The following is a 22,420-nucleotide window of genomic DNA, read 5'->3' as shown; positions in this document are numbered from 1 at the left end:
TGCCTTCCTAACGTCGGTGACGTGCCCTCACACGAATCCGCAATTCCGGCCCACGGTGCCTCACCGGATGCCGCACCGGATGTCCCACAGGATGCCTTCCAGGACGCCGGACCGGCCCGGGTCGCCGTGCTCGCCGATTCCGACACCCGGTGGAAATGGGGCGCGCTCACCGCGCGCCGCCTCGCACCCGGCGCCCGCCTCGACGGGCTCCTGCTGCGCGGCCGGGCCACCCCGACACCCCGGCAGCTGGCCGAAGTCGGCGTCCCGGCGGACTCGTTGCGCGAGGTCACCACGGCCGAGTTCCTCCAGGCGGCCTCGGCGTCCGGCCCCGCAGCGTACGACATGATCGTCCTCGCCTGCGTCGGCGGCGCCGTCCAGGCCATGCTGCACGGGCTGCGCCACGCGGTCGGCGCGGCCACCGCACAGCCGGGCCGGAAACCGGGCCCCGGGACGGGCGGGAAGGCGCACGGGGAGACGCACGGACAGCCGGAGCGGGCGCTGCCGGGCCGACGTCCGGTGCTGGTCACCGGCTACGTCGGCGTCGTCTACGAGAAACTCACCGACGGGCTGCTGCTGCGGCACGGCGCCGACGTCGTCCTCGCCAACTCCCCCTACGACGCGGAACGTTTCCGCGCCGTCTACGAAGGCGTCGGCGCGGACAGCGCCTCCGTCGTCACCTGCGCCCTGCCGTTCCTGGACACGGAGCGCGACCCCCGGGACGGGCCGCTCCCCGACTCCGGGGACGGGCCGGACGGCGCCGACCCGCTGGAGGGCGCCGGGGGGCCGGGCGGCCCCGACGGGCCCGAGGGCGGGGACCGGTCGATGGCGGACCGCTCGGTGGCGGACCGGCCGGTGGCGGACCGGTCGGTGGCGGACCGGGAGGTGGCGGACCGGGCGGTGGCGGAGCGGTCGGCGGTCGGGGGAGACGCGCCGTTCACCGTCGTCTTCGCCGTCCAGCCGTCCGTGCCCGCCGGCCGGGCCGACCGCGCCTACCTGCTGCGCCGCGCCGTCGCCCACGCCCGCCGCCACCCCGGACGCCAGGTACTCATCAAGCTGCGCAGCAAACCCGGCGAACACACCACCCACATCGAGGAAGAGCCCTACCAGAAACTCCTGCGCACCCTCCCCGGCGACGGCGGCCGACCCGGCGCACTGCCGCCCAACTGCCGCCTCGTGTACGGCAACATGGGCCGCATCCTCGACCGGGCACAGCGCACCGGCGGCCTCCTCGTGACCGTCAGCTCGACCGCCGCACTGGAATCCCTGCACCGGGGCGTGCCCACCGCCGTCCTCACCGACCTCGGCGTACGCGAAGCCCTCGGCAACCACTACTTCACCGGCTCCGGCTGCCTCGCCTCCTGGGACCAGCTCGACGACGGGCTGCTGCCCGAGGCCGACGAGAAATGGGCCCTCGCCCAAGGAGTACGCGGCGCACACGGCTTCGCCGCCGCCCGCGAGCGGATCGCCCGGCTCACCGCGCAGGCCCGCGGCCCCGGCCTGCCCCCGCTCACGCCCTACTACACCGTCCGCACCGCGCCCGGCTACCTCCCCGCCGTCCTGCGCCGCTACGGGCTCGGACCCGACGGCTCCCTGCTCGCCGGTGCCGGACGGAACACCGAGAGCGGCGGGCGGCGCGTCGTCCGCCGGGTGGTCCGCGACGCCGCACGCGGCGCCTACCGGCACGGGGTGCAGCGGGTCGCCCCCCTGATCCGCAGGGCGGGCGAGCTGTGAGCGCTCCTCCGTCCCCGAGGGCGGGCGGGGCTGCTTCCGCCTCGGCTGCTGCTTCGGCTTCGGCATCGGCTGCTGTTCGTGCTGCTTCTGCTGCCGACTCCGTTTGTGCTGCTGCTTCTGCTGTTGCTGCTGCCTCCGCTTGTGGTTCCGCCGCTGCTTCCGCCTCGGCTTGTGGTTCCGCTGCTGCTGCCGCCGCCCCCTCTGCCGCTTCCGCTTTCCCTGCGGCTTCTGCCGCCGCTGCTGTGCCCGCCCCGCCGTCCGGAAGGCCGGCAGCCCGTTCCGTTCCGTCCCAGACAGGAGCCAGCATGTCGCCCAGGCCGTCCACGCTGCCGACGCCACCGGACTCGTCAACTCCCCGTGTGCTCGCGGTGATCCCCGCACGCGGCGGGTCGAAGGGCGTGGCCGCCAAGAACCTCGCGCCCGTCGCCGGGGTGCCGCTCGTGGCACGCGCCGCGCGGGAGTGCCTCGCGGCGCGGAACGTCACCGACGTGGTGGTCTCCACGGACGACTCCGCCATCGCCGAGGCGGCCCGCACCGCCGGCGCGGAAATCGTCGAGCGCCCCGCCGCGCTGGCCGGAGACCTCGCCAGCAGCGAAGACGCCGTCCTGCACGCCATGGACACCTACGAGGAACGCCACCGGCTGCCCCTGCACACGGTCCTCCTCGTCCAGTGCACCAGCCCGTTCCTCACGAGCGACGACGTGGAACGCGTCGCGGCGGCCGTACTGGAGGACGGCGCCGACACGGCGCTGACCGTCGCCCCGTTCCACGGATTCGTCTGGCGCGACGCGGCAGCCGGCACACCGGACGGCGCCCACGGCGTCAACCACGACCGGTCCGTCCGGCAGCTGAGGCAGCAGCGCCCCGAGGACCTGCTGGAGACCGGCGCCGCCTACGCCATGGACGCCATGGGCTTCCGCGAAGCCGGACACCGGTTCTTCGGCCGCACCGCGCTGGTCCGCACCGACCCCGCTCGCGTCCTGGAAGTCGACGACCCGCACGACCTCGCCCGCGCCCGCGCCCTCGCCCCGCTCCTCGACGCCAGCGGGGACCGGCCCGGCACGCTGCCCACCCGGGCCGACATCGACGCCGTCGTCCTCGACTTCGACGGCACACAGACCGACGACCGGGTGTACATCGACTCCGAAGGGCGGGAGACCGTCTCCGTGCACCGGGGGGACGGCCTCGGGGTGGCCGCGCTGCGCCGGGCCGGGCTCCAGGTGCTCATCCTGTCCACGGAGAAGAACCCCGTCGTGGCGGCCCGCGCCGCCAAATTGCAGGTGCCCGTCCTGCACGGCATCGACCGCAAGGACCTCGCGCTCAAGCAGTGGTGCGAGGAGCACGGCATCGCGCCCGAACGCGTGCTCTACGCCGGGAACGACGCCAACGACCTGCCCTGCTTCGCACTCGCCGGCTGGCCCGTCGCCGTCGCCGACGCACACGAAGCCGTACGCGCCGCGGCGCGCGCGGTGACGGAGAAGGGCGGCGGAGCCGGGGCCGTGCGGGAGATCGCGGGGTGGTTGGTGGGGGGTGGGTTGGGGGGTGTGGGCAGCCGGGAGGGGGGTGCGGGGCCCACCCAAAAGGGGCTCGCGGGGCCCACCCATCAAGGAGCCGCGCCCACCCAGCCCGCCACCCCCTGACCTGCGAAAACCCTACTTGTTCGCTGTCCCGGTCCGCCGGGCTCGTGCCACAGACCGCAGTCCGTCCGCATCCACCTGGAAAGAAACTCCCGGAAATGATGAACAACACCAGTTCCCACACCAGTTCCCACACCGGCTCCTTCGACAGCTCCCGCACCGCCCCGGCCAGTCCCCGCCGCCGTATGCTCGGCACCCGGCCCGTCGGCCCGGGCCACCCGGTGTATGTCACCGGCGAGATCGGCATCAACCACAACGGCGATCTGAACAACGCGTTCGCGCTGATCGACGCCGCGGCCGAGGCCGGCTGTGACGCCGTCAAGTTCCAGAAGCGCACCCCGGAGATCTGCACTCCGCGCGACCAGTGGGACGTCGAGCGCGACACTCCCTGGGGCCGGATGACGTACATCGACTACCGGCACCGCGTCGAGTTCGGCGAGGACGACTACCGCGCCATCGGCGAGCACTGTGCGAAGCGCGGTATCGACTGGTTCGCCTCCCCGTGGGATGTGGAGTCGATCGCGTTCCTGGAGAAGTTCGACGTCCCGGCGCACAAGGTGGCCTCCGCCTCCCTCACGGATGACGAGCTGCTGCGCGCGCTCCGCGCGACGGGCCGTACCGTCATCCTCTCCACGGGCATGTCGACCCCGAAGCAGATCCGGCACGCCGTGGAGGTGCTGGGCAGCGAGAACATCGTGCTCTGCCACGCCACGTCCACCTACCCGGCGAAGGCGGAGGAGCTGAACCTGCGCGTGATCAACACGCTGCGGGAGGAGTTCCCGAACGTCCCGATCGGCTACAGCGGCCATGAGACGGGGTTGCAGACGACGCTCGCCGCCGTCGCTCTCGGCGCGGTCTTCGTCGAGCGGCACATCACGCTGGACCGGGCCATGTGGGGCTCGGACCAGGCGGCTTCCGTGGAGCCGCAGGGCCTTCAGCGGCTGGTCCGCGACATCCGCACCATCGAGGAGTCGCTGGGCGACGGCGTCAAGCAGGTCTACGACAGCGAGCTGGCACCGATGCGCAAGCTGCGCCGCGTCAAGGGCGTGGTCGCGGAGGAAGCCGAGTCGCGTGAGCCGGTGGCGGTCTGACCGGGTTCGTGCAACGGGCCGCCCCCGCCCCGGTGTTCCCGCGGGCGGGGCCCGGCCCGGCCGCTTCCCTGCTCGTCCGGGGTACCGGCGGAACGCCCCGGCCCGGTACCCGGCAGCCCGACGCCCCGCCGACGCCCCACCGGCGACCCGCAACCGAACGCACGCAGAACGGAGAAGCAGGAGCGTGTACGCCCATGTCCCGTAGACGCTCCGCCCCCGGAGCGGACGACGGACCGACGCCGACGACCGGTCGGACCCCCACGGCGAACGGCCAGCCCCCACCGCCCACCGACGCGAACACGGCCACAGGCACAAACACAGCCACAGGCACAAACACAGCCCCAGCCACAGCCCCAGCCACAGACACGAGCACGGACGCCGCCACGGACACGCGCACAGGCAACGACACCGCTCCCGACACCGGCGCGCTCGCGTTCGTCGAGAGTCCCGTCCAGCTCCTCAACGTCCTGGAGTGGCTGCACAACCACCCCGACCCGGCGGGCTGCCGTCCGCTGACGCTCGTCGTCCTGCCGCCGCACGACGCGATGACGCGGGGTCAGCTGCGCCGCATGGTGGAGCTGGCGAGGGACGAGGGGGTCGCGGTGCGCTGGCAGGAGGCGCGCGGCGGGTTGCTGAAGGTGCTGGGCACGGTGCTGTCGCTGGCGCGGGCCTTGCGCCGGGCGCGCACGCTCGTCATCGGCGACCCGTTCTCCCGCTATGTGCAGTTGCTGCTGGCGCTCGCCCCGGCGGGCCGTGCGTCGCGCTCGCGTCAGCACCTCACGGTGGTGGACGACGGGACGGCGACGATGGAGTTCGTCGCGCAGCTGGCCAAGGGGGAGCGGCTGGTGCGCTGGCACCGGCGGGGCGCCGGGGGAGCGCGGGGTCTGTTGTTCGCGCCGGTGTCGCGGCGTGCGCGGCGGCGGCTGACGCCTCCGGCGGACGGGGCGCGGCCGGTGGAGGTCTTCAGTTCGATGCCGGTCGAGCCGCCGCGGAACGTCACGGTGACGGCGAACGAGTTCGCCTGGACGCGGGCCCGGTTCGGCCCGCCGCGGCTGACCCGGGGTGCGGATCTCGTCGGTACGTCGCTGGTGGAGACGGGCGTGGTGGACATGGACCGCTATCTGGAGGCGGTGGCGGCGCTGGCGCGTGAGCACGGCGCCACCCGCTACTTCGCGCACCGCAGGGAGAGCGGCGACAAGCTGGCGCGGGTGACGGCGGCGACCGGCCTGGAGGTGGTGCGTCCGGATCTGCCGCTGGAACTGGTGGCCCGGCGCGGCCCGGTGGGCCACACGGTGCTGAGCTTCCCGTCGACCGTGGTGCACACGCTGCCGCTGGCGTTGGCGGGGACGGCGGTGACGGTCGCGGTGTGCGACGTCGACCCGGACTGGCTGACCCGTACGGCGTCGCCGCGTGCCCAGGGGTTCCTCGCCGGGGTCACCGGCACGGCCCGCGGCGTGCGCCGGCTTCCCGCCTCCGGGCCGCCGGACGTGCGGCCGGAGCAGCCCGCTCCGCCCGCCGGACCGGACGCGGGGTCCGCGCCGGATGCGCGGCCGTCCCCGCCGGCTGCGCCGGGGCCCGGCGCAGCGAGCGCGTAGGTATACCCAGGCGCATGGGGACATAACCGCCGACCAGAGGGATTTTTCTTCCCCTGGCAGGCTGAAGTTTGGTCGAACCCGGGTGAGTTGCTGCTCAGGTGTGCCTACTCTTCGGACCATGAACGAACTCCTGTCCCCTGCACCATCCGCACCGGAGGTGGCCGCACACCGTGTACCGGAGTCGGGCGCAGGCGGGACCGCCGCTGTCCTTCCCGAACTGCCCGGCCGGCTGACCGAGCCGCTCCGGCGAGAACTGACCGCCTTCCGTCGTGACCTCCATATGCATCCCGAACTGGGCCATCAGGAGTTCCGTACGACGAGCGCGCTGCGGGCCCGGCTGGAGCAGGCGGGTCTGCACCCCCGGGTCCTGCCGCACGGCACCGGCCTGATCTGCGACATCCGTCCCGGGCTGGCCGAGGAGAGCCCGGACGGGCCGCCGCTGCTGGCGCTGCGTGCCGACATCGACGCGCTGCCCATCCCCGACACCAAGGACGTCCCCTACCGCTCGACGGTCGCGGGCCGCGCCCACGCCTGCGGGCACGATGTGCACACCGCCGTGGTGCTGGGCGCCGGGCTGGTGCTGGCGGAGCTGGCGCGTGCCGGGGCGCTGCCGCGGCCGGTGCGGCTGCTGTTCCAGCCGGCGGAGGAGGTGCTGCCCGGCGGCGCGACCGACACCATCGAGGCGGGCGTCCTCGACGGGGTGGGGTCCATCCTGGCCGTGCACTGCGATCCGCGGGTGGACGCCGGGCGGCTCGGGCTGCGGGCCGGTCCGATCACCTCGGCCTGCGACCGGGTGGAGGTGGCGCTCAGCGGCGCCGGCGGTCACACGGCCCGCCCGCATCTGACGACGGACCTGGTCACGGCGGCGGCGAAGCTGGTGACGGAGGCGCCGGCGCTGCTGGCCCGCCGGGTCGACACCCGGGGCGGGCTGGCGCTCACCTGGGGGCGGATCGAGTCGGGCCACGCGTGCAACGTCATTCCGCAGCGTGCCGAGCTCTCCGGCACGCTGCGCTGCCTGGACCTGGCCACCTGGCGTGCGGCGCCGGATCTGGTGCACGCGGCGATCGACGAGCTGGCGACGCTGCACCGCGCGAAGTGCGAGCTGAACTATGTGCGGGGCGTGCCGCCCGTCGTCAACGAGCCGGCGATGACGGCGCTGCTGCGTGAGGCGATGACGGCACGCTGCGGCGCGGACTCCGTCGAGAGCACCGAACAGAGCCTGGGCGGCGAGGACTTCTCCTGGTACCTGGAGCATGTGCCCGGCGCGATGGCGCGGCTCGGGGTGCGTCCGCCGGGCGAGCTCCGGGCCCGTGATCTGCACCAGGGGGACTTCGACGCCGACGAGTCGGCCATCACCACCGGCGTCGAACTCTTCACGGCGGCCGCCCTGTTGGACCACTGACCGGCTGACACCGGTCCGCGGGCTCGCCGCCCGCCGGGCTCCTCCTTCATTTCAACTCTTCAACACGACCTGCTGCCCCGCCCGTTCGGGGCGGCGCCCCGGTTGCGGCGGGGACTGCTCCTCCGCCGCACCCGCCGCACCCGCCGCACCCGCCGCACCGCGACCTCCGGGGCCGGGCGTCGGCAGCATCCGGAACGGTCTCCGGCACCCCTTCGGCCGGTCTCCGGCAGCCCCCCCGGACGGGCGTCAACAGCCCCCGGGCCGGGGCCCGATCGCGACGATCCGATAACGTCGCGCGAACCATCTTCTGCGGGAATTCTACGCGCGTTAATGTGTGCCTCCGATCCAGCGCCCTCAAGAGGCGCTTCCAACTGCTCGGAGGGGACGTCCTCTTGCGTCGGGTAACCCAGCTCGTTGCCGCGGTCTCCGCCGCCGCGGCGCTCGCAGTGACCGCCACCGCGTGCGGTGAGAGTTCGACCGAGTCCGCCGGTAACAAGAACAAGAAGGGCGTCGGCCTGGCCTTCGACGTCGGCGGCCGGGACGACCATTCCTTCAACGAGGCCGCCGCGCGCGGCACCGACCGGGCCGAGAAGAAGCTCGGTACGAACACGAAGGAGATGACCGCAGGCAACAACGAGACGGAGGCCACCCGCGAACAGCGGCTCACGTCCCTCGCGGAGGCCGGCTACAACCCCGTCATCGGCGTCGGCTTCAACTACGGCAAGTCGATCAACAAGGTCGCCAAGGACTTCCCCGACACCACGTTCGGCGTCGTCGACTCCGGCTCGACGCAGAAGAACGTCTCCGGGATGACCTTCGCCGAGCACGAGGCGTCCTACCTGGTGGGCGTGGCCGCCGCGAAGAAGACCAAGAACAAGAAGGTCGCGTTCATCGGCGGCGTGAACAACGCGCTCATCCAGAAGTTCGAGGCCGGGTACGTCAAGGGCGTCAAGGACACCGACCCCAAGATCAAGATCGAGACCGACTACCTCTACAAGGAGTCCGACAAGGGCTTCAACGACCCCGCGCGCGCCAAGAGCATGGCCAAGGGCATGCTCTCGCGCGGCAACGACGTGATCTACAGCGCGGCGGGGCAGTCCGGTGCGGGCTCCATCGAAGAGGTCAGCAAGGTCAAGGGCGCCTGGGCGATCGGTGTGGACTCCGACCAGTACCGCCAGAAGGGCCTGGAGAAGTACCGCGACGCGATCATGACGTCCGCGGTGAAGAACGTGGACGTGGCGGTCTTCGAGCTGATCAAGAGCGTGCAGGACGGCAAGCCGCTCACCGGCAACCAGACCTTCTCCCTCAAGGAGGACGGCGTCTCCGTCGCCACCTCCGGCGGCCACATCGACGATGTGAAGGACGACATCGACAAGGCCGCCAAGGACATCGTCGACGGCAAGGTCAAGGTGCCGTCCAAGCCGTAGGTGCGCACCGGGCGCCGGGTGCACCCCGGCGTCCGGGTCCGAGCCGTTCCCGTGCCGTTCCGTGTCCGCCCCCGTGCCCGCGCTGCCGGTGCGCGGGGGCCGCGGGCGCGGGCGGGGCGTGCCCGGGCAGCAGGCAGGAGCCAGTGAGGGAGCAGCGTCATCGAAGCGAGCGAGCACAGCAGTCGGCCACCGGACGCGGGTGAACAGCCCGGCGCGGCGGTCGAACTCCACGGCATCACCAAACGGTTCCCCGGCGTCGTCGCCAACCGCGACATCGACATCCGGGTGGACCGGGGCACCGTGCACGCCCTGGTGGGCGAGAACGGTGCGGGCAAGTCCACCTTGATGAAGATCCTCTACGGCATGCAGCGGCCGGACGAGGGCACGATCCGCATCGACGGGCAGCAGGTCGCCCTGCACAGCCCGGCGGACGCGATCGCACGCGGCATCGGCATGGTCCACCAGCACTTCATGCTGGCCGACAACCTCACGGTGCTGGAGAACACCGTGCTGGGCGCCGAGCGGCTGCACGGCATCGGCGGGCGGGCACGCCGGCGGATCGCCGAGCTGTCCGACGCCTACGGGCTCGGCATCCGCGCCGACGCGCTCGTCGAGGATCTGGGCGTGGCCGACCGGCAGCGCGTCGAGATCCTCAAGGCCCTCTACCGGGGCGCTCGCACGCTCATCCTGGACGAGCCGACCGCGGTCCTCGTCCCGCAGGAGGTCGACACGCTCTTCGACAATCTGCGGGAGCTGAAGTCCGAGGGTCTGACGGTCGTGTTCATCTCGCACAAGCTCGGCGAGGTGCTCTCCGTCGCGGACGCCATCACCGTCATCCGGCGGGGGACGACCGTCGCGTCGCTGCTGCCGCACGAGACGTCGCCGCGGGAGCTGGCCGAGCTGATGGTGGGCTCCGAACTGCCGTCCGCCGAGACGCGTGAGTCGACGGTCACCGAGGAGCCCATGCTGCGTGTGGCCGGCCTGCGGCTGTCGGCGACCGACCCGGACGGCGCCGTGCGCGACGTCCTGGACGGCATATCCTTCACGATCCACAAGGGCGAGGTCCTCGGTATCGCCGGGGTGGAGGGCAACGGCCAGGCCGAACTGGTCGAGGCCGTCATGGGCATGAGCGCGCCCTCGGGCGGGACGCTCACCCTGGACGGCGAGGACATCACCCACACCCCCACCCGGCGCCGCCGGGAGGCCGGCATCGGGCACATCCCCGAGGACCGGCACCGGCACGGACTGCTGCTGGACGCGCCGCTGTGGGAGAACCGCATACTCGGGCACGTGACCGAACGGCCCAACACCAAGGGCCGGTTCCTCGGCGTCCGCGGCGCTCCGGAACTGCTCGACCTGGGCGGCGCACGCCGTGACGCCGACCGGGTCGTCGCCGAGTACGACGTGCGCACGCCCGGCATCGAGGTGACCGCGGCGAGCCTGTCCGGCGGCAACCAGCAGAAGTTCATCGTCGGCCGCGAGATGAGCCACCACCCCAAGCTGCTCATCGCCGCCCACCCCACGCGCGGCGTCGACGTCGGCGCCCAGGCGCAGATCTGGGACCAGATACGCGCGGCCCGCCGCGAGGGGCTCGCCGTCCTGCTGATCTCGGCGGACCTCGACGAGCTGATCGGACTGTCCGACACCCTGCGGGTGATGTACCGGGGCCGGCTCGTCGCGGACGCCGACCCGGCCACCGTCACCCCCGAGGAACTGGGCTCCGCCATGACCGGCGCGGCCGACGGCCATCTCGCCGCCGACCCCTCGCCGCACGGCACACCGCCGGACGGCGACCCCGCGGACGACGACCCTCCGGACGACGCGCCGTCGGACGAAGTCACCGTGGAGGACGTGCCGTTGGACGAGGTGCCGCTGGACGGAACGTCGTCGGACGGCGGCTCGTCCGACGCCGGTCCCTCGGACGCTGGTCCGGCGAACGGTGCGTCCTCGGACGGTGGGCCCTCGGACGGCGGGGCGGGCAGCGGGACGGCCGGGGCCGGGGAGCAGGGGTCCGGAGCATCGGATTCCGGAACGTCGGGATCCGGGGCGTCGGACTCCGGAGCGTCAGGGTCCGGAGCTTCGGGGCCCGGGACATCGGATTCCGGGGCGTCGGATTCCGGGGACGGGGGTGCCGCATGAGCCGGCTCGGTGAGAAGTTCACCAAGGAGAAGGTCCTGCTCGCGCTGGCCGCGCCGCTGCTGGCGCTGGTCGCCGCGTTCCTCCTGTCGTCCGTCGTGATCGCCGCGACCGGCAAGGACCCGCTGCACGCCTTCGTCGTGATGATCGACTTCGGTTCGAAGAGCGACAGCCAGGTCTGGATCATCAACAAGGCGATTCCGTACTACCTTTCGGCGGCGGCCGTCGCGATCGGTTTCCGGATGAACCTGTTCAACATCGGCGTCGACGGGCAGTACCGGGTCGCCGCGTTCTTCGCCGCCGTCGTCGGCGGGGCGCTGTCGCTGCCCGGAGTGCTCCAGATCCCGGTCATCATCCTGACGGCCATGGCGGTGGGCGCCGTCTGGGCCGGCATCGCGGGCGTTCTGAAGACGACCCGCGGCGTCAGCGAGGTCATCACGACGATCATGCTGAACTCCATCGCGGGCTCGCTGATCGGCTACTTCCTGTCCGAGGACCGGCTGGCCGTCAAGGACGGCAACCTCTTCCACACGCCGAACCTGCCGGCGTCCGGCCACTTCTTCACCATCCCCACCGACCCCAAGCCGGTCTACGGCACGGTGCTCATCGCCGTCGTGATCGGGCTGGCCTACTGGTTCGTGCTGGGCCGCACCCGCTTCGGCTTCGACCTGCGGGCCGTCGGACGCAGCGAACCGGCCGCGGCGGCCAGCGGGGTCAGCGTGCGCCGGATGGTGGTCACCAGCATGCTGCTGTCCGGCGCCGTCGCCGGACTCGTCGGCATGCCGACCCTGCTGAACGAATCGTTCAACTACGGCACGGACTTCCCCGCGGGCGTCGGCTTCACCGGCATCGCCATCGCGCTGCTCGGCCGTAACCACCCCCTCGGCATGGCGTTCAGCGCCCTGCTGTGGGGCTTCCTCGAACGCACCGGCATCCAGCTGGAGTTCGAGGAGTACGCACAGGAGATCGTCGGCGTGATGCAGGGCGTCATCGTGCTGTCCGTCGTCATCGCCTACGAGATCGTGCGCCGCTACGGGCTGCGCATCCAGCAGCGCCGGGTCGGTGCCGAACTGGCCGCCGAGGCGCGCACCGGCGAGAAGGCGGAGGTGGGTGCGTGAGTACCGACGTGAACACCACACCGAAGACCAGGCGCGGCACCGCGGGCACCGCCCGCCGTCGGCTCACCTACCCGGTCGTCCTCCTGCTGCTGGCGGGCGGGCTGGTCCTCTTCTCCCTCATCCGGGTGCTGACCGGCGCCAACGACCTCACCAGCAGCAACCAGTTCTCCTCCGCGCTCAGCGCCGCCGTCCCCATCGGACTGGCCGGACTGGGCGGCCTGTGGGCGGAGCGGGCCGGCGTCGTCAACATCGGCCTCGAAGGCATGATGATGCTCGGCACGTTCGCCGCCGGCTGGGCGGGCTGGCAGTACGGGCCGTGGGCCGCCGTGCTCGCCGGCGTCGTCGGCGGGGCGCTCGGCGGGCTGCTGCACGCCCTCGCCACGGTGACCTTCGGCGTCGACCACATCGTCTCCGGCGTGGCCATCAACATCCTCGCCCTCGGCCTCGTCCGCTACCTGGCGAAGATCTGGTTCGGCGCGGACGGCAGCGAGGCGGCGAAGGCCGGCGGCAACGACAAGCAGTCGCCGCCCATGGACGACATGCCGACCTTCACGGTGCCCGGGCTCTCCGACGGCCTCCACACGATCGAGAAACACCACTGGTTCGTCGTCTCCGACCTCGCCGGCATCCTGCGCGCCGCCGTCCACGAGGTCTCCTGGGTGACGCTGCTGACCGTCGTCCTGTTCGCCGGCAGCTTCTTCGTCCTGTGGCGCTCCTCCTTCGGGCTGCGGCTGCGCTCCTGCGGCGAGAACCCGACCGCCGCCGAATCCCTCGGCGTGAACGTCTACCGGTACAAGTACGCGGCGCTGGCCGTCTCCGGCGCGCTCGCCGGCCTCGGCGGGGCCTTCCTCGCCATCGGCGTGCACATCTACCAGGAACAGCAGACCGGCGGGCGCGGCTACATCGGCCTCGCCACCATGATCTTCGGCAACTGGCGCCCCGGCGGAGTCGCCATGGGCGCCGGGCTGTTCGGCTTCATGGACGCGCTGCGCGTCGTCGGCGGCGGCGCGACCGTGCACGGCCTGCTGCTGCTCGCCGCGGTACTGCTGCTGGCCCTCGCCGCCTGGAAGGTCCGCGCCGGGCTGCGCAGCGGACGTGTCCAGGCCGCCGTCAGCGTCGTCATCGCCGCGCTGCTCGTGATCTGGTACGCGCTGACCGAGACCGTGGCACTGGAATTCGTCGAGATGACCCCCTACGTCACGACCCTGCTGGTGCTGTCCCTGGCGGCCCAACGCCTGCGACCACCCCGCGCGGTCGGCAAGTCCTACCGCAAGGGCGAGGGCGTGTGAGACCGGGCGCCCATTCGCCTCACCGGGGCCCGGGCGCCGATTCGGCCCGCCTGCGCCCTGGTGCCGATTCGCCTCACCTGAGTCCGGGCGTCCATTCGCCCCATCTGTGCCCGGGGGTGCGCCTGACGTACCCGGGGTCGGGCGTCCATTCGACCCACCCGGGGCCGGGCGTGCGCCTGTCGTACCCGGGCGCGGGTACTCGCCTGTCGATCCCGGGCTCGGGTGCGCGCCTGTCGTACCTGGGCCCGGGTGCGCGCCTGTTACTTCTTGGGGCGGGCGTGCCGCCGTTGCGTCTCGCGGCGGGCGCAGGGGGCCGGTGCATCTCGCGGAAGGAAACCTGGGGTGAGTGACGTGGCGGAGGAGAAGCGGAGCCCGGACGGTGCGGCGGGCCCGGCGGGTGTGGCCGGTACGGGTCCCGTCGGTGAGACCGGTGAGACCGGTGAGACCGGGCAGGGCGGTGCGGGGGCGGCACCCGCGTCCGTCGACTGGGAGGAGTTGCGCGCGCTGGCTCGCGCTGCCATGGCCCGCGCCTACGCGCCCTACTCCGGCTTCCCCGTCGGCGCTGCCGCACTGGTCGCCGACGGACGGACCGTCACCGGCTGCAACGTCGAGAACGCGTCCTACGGGGTGGGCCTGTGCGCGGAGTGCGGGCTCGTCTCCGACCTCGCCGCCACGGGCGGGGGCCGGCTGACCGCCTTCACCTGCGTCGGCGGCGGGGGAGAGGGGCGGATCGTCGCGCCCTGCGGACGGTGCCGGCAGCTGCTGTGGGAACACGGCGGAGCGGGGCTGCTCGTCGAAGCGCCGTCCGGGGTGAGGCCGTTGAGCGAGTTGCTGCCGGACGCGTTCGGGGCGGGGGAGTTGGGGTGAGGGGGCGGTGGGCGCCGGGGTGGGTGCGGTGGGGGTGAAGGTGGGAGTGGGGGTGTGGGGGTGTGAGGGTGGGGTGTGGGTGGGGGAGTGGGGGCGTGCGGGCGCGTTCGGGCTCGTGGGACCCACCCTTCAAGGAAGCCACGCCCACCCAGTCCCGCCACCTCCTGACCTGCGAAAACCCTACCTCCCCAGCTCCCCGCCCCGCCGCTGGCAACGCCCCCCCGCCTTCTGCGCCAGCCACGCATCAAACCCCACAAAGGCATGAACCGCACCCCCAAGGCATGGACCACAGCCAAGGCATGAACCACAGCCAAGGCACGAACGGCACGGACCGCACCCCAGGCACGGACCGCACCCCCCAAGGCACGCACGCACCGCCACCCCAAGGCAGAACCACCACCCCAGGCATGAACCACCCCCAAGGCATGAACCACCCCCCAGGCATGAAGCCGCCCCATAGGCCAAGGCACGAATAGGCCAAGGCACGAATAGGCCAAGGCACGAATAGGCCAAGGCACGAATAAACCAAGGCACGAAGCAGCCCCTGACGCTGAAGCAGCCGCCCCCCCCAAGCAAGACGAGCACCACCGCTCCGTTGAAAGGACCTGCCCGACACCATGGACGCCATTTCCGTCATCCGCGACAAGCGGGACCGTCGCGAGCTGTCCGGCGCGCAGATCGACTGGATCATCGATGCCTACACCCGTGGCGTGGTGGCCGACGAGCAGATGTCGGCGCTCGCCATGGCGATCTTCCTCAACGGGATGAACCGCGCGGAGATCTCCCGCTGGACCGCCGCGATGATTGCGTCGGGTGAGCGGATGGATTTCGGCGGCTTGTCCCGTCCGACGGCCGACAAGCATTCGACGGGCGGCGTCGGGGACAAGATCACGCTGCCGCTCGCGCCGCTCGTCGCGGCCTGTGGTGCCGCGGTGCCGCAGTTGTCCGGGCGGGGGCTCGGGCACACCGGCGGCACGCTCGACAAGCTGGAGTCCATTCCGGGCTGGCGGGCTTCGCTCGGCAACGCCGAGTTGATGGAGGTGCTCGGCAGCGTCGGCTCGGTCATCTGCGCGGCCGGTGACGGGCTCGCGCCGGCCGACAAGCGGCTGTACGCGCTGCGCGATGTGACGGGCACCGTCGAGTCCCTGCCGCTGATCGCCTCCTCGATCATGTCGAAGAAGATCGCCGAGGGCACCGGCTCGCTCGTCCTGGACGTCAAGACGGGCTCGGGCGCCTTCATGAAGAACGCGGAGGACGCGCGGGAACTGGCCGCCACCATGGTCGAGTTGGGCCAGGACCACGGCGTCCGCACCGTCGCGCTGCTCACCGACATGTCGACGCCGCTGGGCCGGACGGCGGGGAACGCGCTGGAGGTGCGGGAGGCGGTGGATGTGCTGTCCGGCGGCGGGCCCGCCGATGTGGTGGAGCTGACCGTCGCGCTGGCCCGGGAGATGCTCGCCGCGGCCGGGCTGTCCGGCGCCGATCCGGAGCGGGCGCTCGCGGACGGTTCGGCGATGGACGTGTGGCGGCGCATGATCGCCGCGCAGGGCGGCGACCCGTCGGCTCCGCTGCCCCGCGCGCACGAGCAGCACATCGTGACCGCGCCCGTCTCCGGGGTGCTCACCCGGCTCGACGCCTACGCCGTGGGGCTGTGTGCCTGGCGGCTGGGTGCCGGCCGGGCGCGCAAGGAGGACCCGGTGCAGGCCGGCGCCGGGGTCGAGCTGCACGCCAAGCCGGGCGACCGCATCCTGGAGGGCGCGCCGCTGTTCACCCTGCACACCGATACGCCGGACGCGCTGCCCTACGCGCAGGAGGCGCTCACCGACGCCTACGACATCGGCCCGTCGGAGGCGTTCGCCCCGTCCCCGTTGATCCTGGACCGGGTCACGGCCTGAGCGTCCCGCCCGCCGCGCCCCCGTGTCACGGCGGGGCGCGGCACGGGCGAGGGGTTCAGGCCCCGGCCGCGGTGGCCGTGCGGGCCTGCCGGGTGGCGTAGAGGGTGACGCCGGCGGCGAGCGCCATGGAGCCGAGGCCCAGGCCGACGAGTGCGCTCCAGCCGCCGGTGGCGAAGGCGACGGCGCCGAGGGCACCGCCGGCGGAGCTGCCGATGTAGTAGGCCATCTGGTACAGCGCGGACGCCTGTGCGGAGCCGTGGGTGGCGGTGCGGCTGACGGAGCCGGAGGCGACGGCGTGCCCGGCGAAGAAGCCGGCGGTGATGAGGACGAGCCCGGCGACGACGGCGACGAGGTTGTCCGCGAGGCTGACGAGCAGCCCGGCGGAGGTGGTGCCGATGCCCAGGTACAGCGTGCCGCGGCGGCCGAAGCGGGAATTGAGGCGTCCGGCGGTCGCCGAGGCGACGGTGCCGACGAGGTAGATGACGAAGATGGACCCGACGAGGCCCTGGGAGAGCCCGAACGGCGCGTCGACGAGCCGGTAGCCGATGACGGTGTAGACGGAGCCGAAGACGGACATGAACAGCAGGCCCATGGCGTAGAGCCGCAGCAGCAGCGGGTTGCCCAGGTGAGAGCGCACGGTGGCGGCGAAGTGCCGGGGCCGCAGCGGGACGGGGCGGAAGTGCCGGGCGGGCGGCACCAGCAGCTGGAAGGCGACGGCGCACAGCAGCGAGGTGACGGCGACGGCGCCGAGTCCGGCGCGCCAGCCCCAGGCTTCGGTGATCCAGCCGGTGAGGATCCGCCCGCTCATTCCGCCGACACTGTTCCCCGCGACGAACAGTCCGACGGCGCCGACGAGATGCCGGGCGCGTACCTCGTCGGACAGGAACGCCATCGCGGAGGCGGGCACGCCGGCGACGGCGGCTCCCTGGAGGACGCGCAGCGCGATGAGGACGCCCAGGTTCGGTGCGAACGGCACGAGCAGGGCGAGGACGACGGCCACGGTCATCGACAGGGTGAGCATCCGGCGGCGGCCGAAGCGTTCGGAGAGCGCGGCCAGCGGGAGCACGGCGACGGCGAGCCCGATGGTGGCGCCGGAGACGGTCCAGCTGGCCTGGTCGGGGGCCGCGTGCAGGTCGTGCGAGATCTCCGGCAGCAGTGCCTGCGTGGAGTAGAGGAGGGCGAAGGTCGACAGTCCGGCGGCGAACAGCGCCAGCCGCATCCTGCCGTGCCCGGGGTCGCCGGGGCTGAGCTTCGTCCCGTCGTTCCTGTCGTCGGACACGTCGCGTGAGGCGTCCTCCACGTCGGAGGACGCCTTGGTATCAAGAGCAGGCATGCTCAGAAGGTAGGGCGACCGGTTTCATCCGTCCAATGCATGGAAGTGCCAGAATCGTTCCGTTCATGCATCAGTGCAGTTGAGGGCGTCCCTTGTCACCGTCACGCAACGAGAAAGACAGCCACATCACATCCGGCGCCGGCCGGCTGCCGGGCCGGGCCCCGGGCGGCGCGGCGGACGCCGCCCCGTTCGACCCGGTGACGCTCGCGCTGACGCCACGGCTGGCGCAGTTCGCCGCCGTCGCCCGGCACGAGCACGTCACCCGCGCCGCGCACGAACTGGGCATCCCGCAGTCCTCGCTGAGCCGCGCGCTGGCCCGGCTGGAGGAGGACCTCGGGGTGGCGCTGTTCGCGCGGCACGGGCGCAGCCTCACCCTCACCACGGCCGGCCACACCTTCCTCGCATCCGCCGAACGGGCCCTCGCCGCCGTCGGGCAGGCAGCGGAGACGGTGCGCTCGGACGCCGACCCGGCCACCGGCAAGGTGGCGTTCGGTTTTCTGCACACCCTCGGCTGGGAGACGGTGCCCAGTCTGCTGCGGGCCTTCCGCGCCGACCATCCCCGGGTCCGGTTCTCCCTGGTGCAGAACTACGGGGAGGCGATGCTCGACCGGCTGCGCGCGGGAGAGCTGGATCTGTGTCTGACCTCGCCCGTGCCGGACTCCGCCGATCTGGTCGGCCGCCGGCTGGACGAGCAGCGGCTGCGGCTCGTCGTCCCCGACGACCACCGGCTGGCACGCCGCAAGCGGGTGCGGCTCGCCGAGGCCGCCGAGGAGTCGTTCGTCACGCTGGAGAAGGGGTACGGCATGCGGCGGATCCTCGACTCCCTGTGTGCGCAGGCCGGTTTCCGGCCCCGGATCGCCTTCGAGGGCGAGGAGGCGGAGACGATCCGGGGGCTGGTCGCGGCGGGCCTCGGGGTCGCGCTGCTGCCGCCGCCGGCCATTCCGCGGCCCGGTGTGCGCGAACTGACGGTGACGGCGCCGCGTGCCGTCCGGGAGATCGGTCTGGCCTGGCTCGCGGGCCGGCCGGACACGCCGCCGGTCGCCGCGTTCAAGAAGTTCCTGCTCGGCCGCCGGGGCCGTCTCCTGCGCGCCGAACCCCAACCACCCCTGGAGGAACGATGATTCCGCAGCACGACGACGACCACCGCGACGCCTCCGGCTCCGCCGCGGCCGAGACCGTCACCGCACCGGACGGCCAGGGCGCCCACCCGCACGCCCACCACCACCGGCACCACCACGGACACGGCCACGGGCACGGGCACAGCCACGGCGCCGGGGAGCACGGCACCGAGCCCGACTGGGAGGCCCTCGCCGACCATCTCGAACGCCAAGCCGAACTCGATCTGCCGGTGCTGGAGAGCGCCGCGGCCTGGCTGCGCGACATCACCGGCGGGCACGAGGTGACCCGGCTCCTCGACCTGGGCGCCGGGCCCGGCGTGGCCACGGTGGCCCTCGCGCACGCCTTCCCGGCGGCGGAAGCCGTCGCCGTCGACAGCGCCGACGGGCTGCTGGCCCGCGCCCGCGACCGCGCCGCCGCCGCCGGCCTCGGCGGCCGGCTGACCACCCGGAGCGCGGAACTGCCCGACGGTGTGCCCGCGCTCGGCACCGCCGACCTGGTGTGGACGAGCAACGTCGTCCACCACATCGGCGATCAGCACGCGGCGCTGGACACCTTCGCCGGTGTGCTGCGCCCCGGCGGGGTCCTCGCCGTCCGCGAACGCGGCCTGCCGACGCGCAATCTGCCCCGCGACATCGGCCTGGGCCGCCCCGGCCTCCAGGCCCGTATCGACGCCGCCCAGGAGGACGCCTTCGACGCCATGCGCGCCGAACTGCCCGGCTCCGTACGCGCGGTGGAGGACTGGCCGGGCATGCTCGCCGCCGCCGGGCTGACCCCCACCGGCAGCCGCACCTTCCTCACCGACCTGCCGGCACCCCTCGACCCGCCGGCCCGCGCCTATGTCCGCACCCGCCTGGAACGCGCCCGCGAGGCCCTGTCCGACACCCTGTCCACCGAGGACCTCACCACCCTCGACACCCTCCTCGACGACGCCTCCCCGGAGGGCGTCACCCGCCGCGCCGACGTCTTCCATCTGACGGCCTTCACGGTCCACACGGCGGTCCGCACCTGACCCGGGCGTCCGCCGTGTCCGCCCGCTCCGGCCCGCGCGCGGTCAGCTCCGCAGGGTGCGTCCGAAGCCGGCGGCCAGGGGCATGCGCAGACCGAGGGGCGGGGGCGCGGCGAGGGCGTCGGTGAGGGGGCGGCACAGGTCGCGGCCGCACAGGGTGCCGAGGACGAAGTCCTGGGCGAGCGCGGCCACTTCGAAGGAGTGCTGGCGCAGCCCGTGCCCGGCGGTGTGCACCTCGAAGCGGCACACGTCGGCGTTCACCTTCTTCGCCCGCTCGGCGAAGCGGAAGGACAACTCCGGGTCGCAGCGGGCGTCGTCGGTGCCGTGCACGATCAGCACGTGCCGGCCGAGGAGCTGGCGCACCGGGTCGCCGTCGTCCTCCAGCATCGGCCCGAGCGCGATGACGGAGGAGACGGCCTCGTGCCCGGCGGCGCGCAGCGCGGCCCGGCCGCCGATGTCGGCACCGGCCAGGCAGACGGGGACGTCGCCGTAGCGGCGCACGGCCTCGCCGACGGCCCATTCGGCGTCGTGGGCCAGGGCTTCGGCCGGGTCCTCGGGCGGGCTCTCGGACGGTGCGGTGTCCGTCGCGGCGGAGCGGTAGCGCACCACGTGGGCGACGAGGGGCTCGTCGCGGGCGGCTCGGGCCAGCCGCCGTGCCAGCGGTACGGCCGCCGCTGCCGCCGTCGCGCCGCGCCGCCCGCCGGGACCGCCACCGGGCAGCACCAGGACGACGGCGTGCGGTGCGGTGCCCACGGCCCCGCGGGGCCGCCCCAGCCGTGCTTCCCTCTCGCGCATCGCTCGCTGAGCCATGGCAGAAACAATCCCACGGCCGGGCCGCCACGGCAGGGGGTCGGACGAGATCCGCCCGGCGGACCGTGCCGGCGGGCACCGAGCAGGCACCGAGCAGGCACCGGGCAGGCACCGAAGGGGCGTCCGAGCGGGCGCCGCGCGGGCGCGGTACGGGGGCCGCAGGGGCCGGAATCCGGGAACCCCATGCGTTCTACGCGCGTAGGCGCTACAGTGCCGAAATGGTAAGCGAATCCCTCAGCACCGTCCCCACCAAGGAGCAGATCCGCCGCGCACCCAAGGTCCTGCTGCACGACCACCTCGACGGCGGCCCGCGCCCCGCGACCCTCGTCGAGCTGGCGCGCGAGACCGGATACGACCAGCTCCCCGAGAACGAAGCGGACCGGCTCGCCGACTGGTTCCGCGAGGCCGCCGACTCCGGCTCGCTGGAGCGGTACCTGGAGACGTTCTCGCACACCGTCGGCGTCATGCAGACCCGGGACGCGCTCTTCCGGGTCGCCGCCGAGTGCGCCGAGGACCTCGCCGCCGACGGCGTCGTCTACGCCGAGATCCGCTACGCGCCCGAGCAGCACCTGGAAGGCGGGCTCGGCCTGGAGGAGGTCGTCGAGGCCGTCGACGCCGGCTTCCGGGAGGGCGAGCGGCGCGCCCGTGCCGCCGGGCACCGCATCCGCGTCGGCGCCCTGCTGACCGCGATGCGGCACGCGGCCCGCGCGCTGGAGATCGCCGAACTCGCCAACCGGTACCGCGATCTGGGCGTCGTCGGCTTCGACATCGCCGGCGCCGAGGCCGGCCACCCGCCGACCCGGCACCTGGACGCCTTCGAGTACCTCAAGCGCGAGAACAACCACTTCACCATCCACGCCGGCGAGGCGTTCGGACTGCCCTCGATCTGGCAGGCGCTCCAGTGGTGCGGCGCCGACCGGCTCGGCCACGGCGTGCGCATCATCGACGACATCCAGGAGGCCGACGACGGCACCGTCAAGCTCGGCCGGCTCGCCAGCTATGTGCGCGACAAGCGGATCCCGCTGGAGCTGTGCCCCAGCTCCAACCTCCAGACCGGGGCCGCCCCCTCGTACGCCGAGCACCCCATCGGACTGCTGCGCCGGCTGCACTTCCGCGCGACGGTCAACACCGACAACCGGCTGATGAGCGGGACGAGCATGAGCCGCGAGTTCGAGCACCTCGTCGACACGTTCCAGTACACGCTCGACGACATGCAGTGGTTCACCGTCAATGCCATGAAGTCCGCGTTCATTCCTTTCGATGAACGTCTCGCCATGATCAACGATGTGATCAAGCCCGGCTATTCGACCCTGAAGTCCGAATGGCTGTTCAAGGACGCCGCGCACTGACCCGGCATGACCAGCGGTTCCGCACCCGGCGCCGGGCCGGCGGGCGGGCGCGGACCGGGGCACGGCACGGCGGCCGGGAGCCCGACTCCCGGCCGCCGTCGCGTGTTTGCCACCGCTTCGTCTTCGTGGCTACGTTCACCGGGCTGCCCAACCCCCCACATCACGAGGACGTACGCACAGATGAAGCAGGTAGCCAAGAAGACCCTGGGTGTCGCCGTCATGAGTGCCGCCGCCGTCGCCGCCGGCGCGGGTGCCGCCTCCGCGCTCGGCACCGACGCGCTCGGCCCGCTCGCCGAGACGGCCACCGGCGCCGTGGGCAAGCTGCCCGTGGAGAACGCCACCAAGGGTCTTCCCTCCGGTGTCTCGAACGCGCTCGGCGCCACCACGCAGACCGCGCAGGACACCCTCGACGGCAAGTCCGGTGCCGCCACCAACCAGCTGGCCTCCGGTCTGACCGACGGCTCGAACCCCGGTGGCAACATGCTCGGCGGCCTGCCGGTCGGCAAGGGCCTCCTCGGCTGACGGTTCCACCTCCGGGAACCGGCACACCTCCCCGGGAATCCCCGGGAAAAACCCACGGCGGGCGCTCCTCCCGGGAGCGCCCGCCGTCGCGTG

Annotated in this window: 17 protein-coding genes; 15 read left to right on the top strand and 2 right to left on the bottom strand. The window is 72.9% G+C overall.

Going from position 1 to position 22,420, the window contains the following annotated elements; genetic code table 11:
* Positions 1 to 126 precede the first annotated feature (126 nt).
* The 11 genes from SCA03_RS24415 to SCA03_RS24365 all read left to right on the top strand — a co-directional run bounded on the left by SCA03_RS24415 (position 127) and on the right by SCA03_RS24365 (position 16,188).
* Positions 127 to 1,731: a DUF6716 putative glycosyltransferase gene (locus SCA03_RS24415; protein WP_230988893.1), complete on the top strand. Its 1,605-nt coding sequence runs from the start codon at positions 127 to 129 to the stop codon at positions 1,729 to 1,731.
* A gap of 305 nt (positions 1,732 to 2,036) precedes the next feature.
* Complete coding sequence (locus SCA03_RS24410; protein ID WP_078872685.1) at positions 2,037 to 3,371, top strand: acylneuraminate cytidylyltransferase; 1,335 nt, start codon at positions 2,037 to 2,039, stop codon at positions 3,369 to 3,371.
* A 182-nt stretch (positions 3,372 to 3,553) separates the two neighbouring features.
* A complete protein-coding gene (locus SCA03_RS24405) occupies positions 3,554 to 4,459 on the top strand; it encodes an N-acetylneuraminate synthase family protein (protein ID WP_030874211.1) in 906 nt (301 codons plus the stop codon).
* 194 nt (positions 4,460 to 4,653) lie between these two features.
* On the top strand, positions 4,654 to 6,054 hold the full coding sequence (locus SCA03_RS24400) for a hypothetical protein (protein WP_308698203.1): 1,401 nt from the start codon (positions 4,654 to 4,656) through the stop codon (positions 6,052 to 6,054).
* 118 nt (positions 6,055 to 6,172) lie between these two features.
* Entirely contained in the window at positions 6,173 to 7,456 is a 1,284-nt protein-coding gene (locus SCA03_RS24395; protein ID WP_030895100.1) for an amidohydrolase, read from the top strand.
* 392 nt (positions 7,457 to 7,848) lie between these two features.
* Positions 7,849 to 8,883, top strand: coding sequence for a BMP family lipoprotein (locus SCA03_RS24390; RefSeq protein WP_030874204.1), 1,035 nt, complete (start codon positions 7,849 to 7,851; stop codon positions 8,881 to 8,883).
* Between the two features lie 159 nt (positions 8,884 to 9,042).
* Entirely contained in the window at positions 9,043 to 11,022 is a 1,980-nt protein-coding gene (locus tag SCA03_RS24385; RefSeq protein WP_169729609.1) for an ABC transporter ATP-binding protein, read from the top strand.
* Complete coding sequence (locus SCA03_RS24380) at positions 11,019 to 12,137, top strand: ABC transporter permease (protein ID WP_086814621.1); 1,119 nt, start codon at positions 11,019 to 11,021, stop codon at positions 12,135 to 12,137. Before SCA03_RS24385 ends, SCA03_RS24380 begins: the two co-directional genes overlap by 4 nt.
* Positions 12,134 to 13,426, top strand: a complete 1,293-nt coding sequence (locus SCA03_RS24375; RefSeq protein WP_086814622.1) for an ABC transporter permease — start codon at positions 12,134 to 12,136, stop codon at positions 13,424 to 13,426. The genes SCA03_RS24380 and SCA03_RS24375 overlap by 4 nt, the downstream gene beginning before the upstream one ends.
* Before the next feature lie 399 nt (positions 13,427 to 13,825).
* Positions 13,826 to 14,293 carry a cytidine deaminase gene (locus SCA03_RS24370; RefSeq protein WP_107428943.1) on the top strand — a complete coding sequence of 156 codons (468 nt, stop codon included), beginning with the start codon at positions 13,826 to 13,828 and terminating at the stop codon, positions 14,291 to 14,293.
* Positions 14,294 to 14,910: 617 nt separating this feature from the next.
* Positions 14,911 to 16,188 (top strand): thymidine phosphorylase, encoded by a 1,278-nt coding sequence (locus tag SCA03_RS24365; RefSeq protein ID WP_086817555.1) that lies wholly within the window; start codon positions 14,911 to 14,913, stop codon positions 16,186 to 16,188.
* Between the two features lie 55 nt (positions 16,189 to 16,243).
* On the opposite strand, the gene SCA03_RS24360 is transcribed toward SCA03_RS24365, so the two are convergent.
* The gene (locus SCA03_RS24360) at positions 16,244 to 17,521 is read right to left on the bottom strand and encodes an MFS transporter (protein ID WP_030888774.1); all 1,278 of its coding nucleotides are present in this window, start codon (positions 17,519 to 17,521) and stop codon (positions 16,244 to 16,246) included.
* Between the two features lie 197 nt (positions 17,522 to 17,718).
* On the opposite strand from SCA03_RS24360, the gene SCA03_RS24355 reads away from it, so the two are divergent.
* Together SCA03_RS24355 and SCA03_RS24350 are read left to right on the top strand one after the other, a co-directional pair.
* Positions 17,719 to 18,642 carry a LysR family transcriptional regulator gene (locus SCA03_RS24355; protein ID WP_030896320.1) on the top strand — a complete coding sequence of 308 codons (924 nt, stop codon included), beginning with the start codon at positions 17,719 to 17,721 and terminating at the stop codon, positions 18,640 to 18,642.
* Positions 18,639 to 19,649 carry a class I SAM-dependent methyltransferase gene (locus tag SCA03_RS24350; RefSeq protein WP_141275653.1) on the top strand — a complete coding sequence of 337 codons (1,011 nt, stop codon included), beginning with the start codon at positions 18,639 to 18,641 and terminating at the stop codon, positions 19,647 to 19,649. Before SCA03_RS24355 ends, SCA03_RS24350 begins: the two co-directional genes overlap by 4 nt.
* 42 nt (positions 19,650 to 19,691) lie before the next feature.
* Here SCA03_RS24350 and SCA03_RS24345 read toward each other — a convergent pair whose 3' ends face one another.
* A complete protein-coding gene (locus SCA03_RS24345; protein WP_141275652.1) occupies positions 19,692 to 20,456 on the bottom strand; it encodes an alpha/beta hydrolase in 765 nt (254 codons plus the stop codon).
* A gap of 218 nt (positions 20,457 to 20,674) precedes the next feature.
* Between SCA03_RS24345 and SCA03_RS24340 the strand changes: the two genes are divergently transcribed.
* Complete coding sequence (locus tag SCA03_RS24340; protein ID WP_030888764.1) at positions 20,675 to 21,805, top strand: adenosine deaminase; 1,131 nt, start codon at positions 20,675 to 20,677, stop codon at positions 21,803 to 21,805.
* 180 nt (positions 21,806 to 21,985) lie between these two features.
* A complete protein-coding gene (locus SCA03_RS24335; protein ID WP_037853392.1) occupies positions 21,986 to 22,327 on the top strand; it encodes a hypothetical protein in 342 nt (113 codons plus the stop codon).
* The last annotated feature ends 93 nt before the right edge of the window (positions 22,328 to 22,420 follow it).

It is taken from the genome of Streptomyces cacaoi (genome assembly GCF_006539165.1).
Classification (GTDB): domain Bacteria; phylum Actinomycetota; class Actinomycetes; order Streptomycetales; family Streptomycetaceae; genus Streptomyces; species Streptomyces cacaoi.
The sequence above is the reverse complement of the archived record's forward strand: the minus strand, read 5'-3'. Positions and strand labels throughout refer to the sequence as shown.